Below are 2,102 nucleotides of genomic sequence, written 5' to 3' on the forward strand. Positions count from 1 at the left end.
AGGAAAGTCAGCGATAGCTAAGTATGTGCTGCAACACCTACACAAATAAAACTTTTCGGACAGCCTCAGCCGTTTAAATTCCGCATACTACCTATTCCCATACAAAAAAGCAAATAATCCATTTATTTTTGTATCTTTGCCCAAACTTCCTGAATTTTAGCAGCTTTTTCATTCAAATAATTTCTGAGTATTTATGTTTTTAAGAAAATACAGTCACAATATATACAAAGCACAAGTAGTCTTATTTCTGGTATTTATATTTCTAACTACTGTATATTACAATTATCCACAAGCACATCGCTTTTTCAATAGAATGTGGTATGAAAATTCTTGTTTCAGTTTTGATTATCTATTTTCAGCTATAATGACAGTATTGTTCGCTTGTTTTTTTTGGATAATATTAGTGTATCCTTTCATTCTTCTATTTTCTATATTTTTTATGAAAATGGGATGGAAAAAGATAATTGTATTGCTAATTCTCTCTCTAATAAGCTTTTTTTGTGAATTTTCTCTATACACCATACCCAATCAACGAATGTTTAAGGAGAGGAGAAAACAAAATCCCAATGAAATTCCTAATGAGCAAACTCAAAAAGTAAATGACAATTACCAAGCATTTATAGAAAATAAAAATGATACAAACCAATATAAATAGAAAAGAGTTATATAAAATCTTTAAATATGATGAATTTTCAGAAAGAGAGGGGTATTATCAAATTCCGTATTATGGATGTCCATACAAAGGAAATGAATTAGGAAATGCTAATGTCATTTTAATTCCTAAGACAAAAAGGTTTGATACCTATGCCATTACATCTAAATGCAATGATAATGAGCCTTGTTGGGAAAAAGTAAGACAAGAAATATCATCGTTATCGATAGAAGAGCTCAACAAGCATTTCAATGCTGTTATTTTCATTATAGATAAAAAATATTTGGAACACACGCCACATTTAGAGACTTCTTATAATCCTAAATATCCTTATAAGGAAGATGCTTATGTTTTAGAAAATGGCAAATGGTCGATAAGAAAAACATATACTATTACAGATGAAATAGAACAAGAAATCCATAATTTGCAGGATAAATATATTGATAGTTTAGTAGAAGAGTATCGATTTCGGGAATAAATTTACAGTCAATCAAAATTAGTTTGCAAAATTTGCATCACAACACTTTGCTAAAGTTTTAATTGCTTGTCGTGCTACGACCTTTGGCAAAGTCTATGATTTTAAATCTTTTAGATAAAAATAAAGAAAATGAAAACAAGGTATTTTTTAGTAAGCTGTATATTTTTCATATTATTTTCTTGTAGAGCACAAGAAAATAACAATAGTATAACAAGATACTTCAATAAAGAAGAAAAAATCTATTTTGATATATCTGATAAAATACCTATATCATCTTATATGATTCCAAAAGTAGGACATTTTACAATTTATTATATACCAAGATTAAAATCAGATATTGATTATTTGAAGAATTTTGAGAAAAATAACCAACTAAAACCATTATATAATGAATTGTATGATTACCACTATTTTTCAGACGCTGATAATAAGAAAATTGACAAAATACTGAAAGAAAAGATAAAAAATGAGAAAAATTGGGGGATAATAGTTTTTTTTGTGCCTATAAAATATGTAAGAGTAGATAGTGATGATGAATTTAGCATCTCATTCCCTTTTATAGGAAAATATTATCAAAAGAAGAATGGAAAATGGCAGTTTTTATTTGAAAAGAAGGTAAAAAATGCTGAAGACGACTCTCTCTTATCAAGTAAAAAATATATAAATTCTCTTTTATCAGAAAAATAAAGAAAATGAAAAATATAAAGAAATTATTAAACAGATGTTTTTGTTATACATTAGTGCTACTATGTAGTGCGATGTATGCACAACCTTGTACATTTAAAGATGTCATAGAGAGAACAACACATAATGTACCTTATGAAAAATACAACATTCATCTTGATATGTTGCAAGTTTTAAATGGTAAAAAAGATAATTTCTTAGGATTTATAGGGGTAAATCGCAAACGCTTGCGCATTACTTTCACTTCCATAAAGAAGAGTGAAGAAAACAAGGATGTATATGAGGTAG

At 27.7% G+C, this 2,102-nt stretch carries 2 protein-coding genes and 1 pseudogene; all 3 read left to right on the forward strand.

The genetic code is table 11. The annotated features are described in order from the left end of the window. Positions 1–632 precede the first annotated feature (632 nt). Positions 633–1,130 (forward strand): hypothetical protein, encoded by a 498-nt coding sequence (locus tag HMPREF9073_RS12170; RefSeq protein WP_009414077.1) that lies wholly within the window; start codon positions 633–635, stop codon positions 1,128–1,130. 129 nt (positions 1,131–1,259) lie between these two features. Next, positions 1,260–1,817, forward strand: coding sequence for a hypothetical protein (locus HMPREF9073_RS12175; protein ID WP_009414078.1), 558 nt, complete (start codon positions 1,260–1,262; stop codon positions 1,815–1,817). A 5-nt stretch (positions 1,818–1,822) separates the two neighbouring features. Further along, positions 1,823–2,102: pseudogene (locus HMPREF9073_RS16425) on the forward strand (hypothetical protein); the annotation flags it as partial.

The organism is Capnocytophaga sp. oral taxon 326 str. F0382 (assembly GCF_000318295.1).
Lineage (GTDB): Bacteria > Bacteroidota > Bacteroidia > Flavobacteriales > Flavobacteriaceae > Capnocytophaga > Capnocytophaga periodontitidis.

Excerpts from the sequence above, each read along its gene's own strand:
- HMPREF9073_RS12170 (WP_009414077.1), top strand. The coding sequence starts at position 633 with ATGATACAAACCAATATAAATAGAAAAGAGTTATATAAAATCTTTAAA.
- HMPREF9073_RS12175 (WP_009414078.1), top strand. The coding sequence starts at position 1,260 with ATGAAAACAAGGTATTTTTTAGTAAGCTGTATATTTTTCATATTATTT.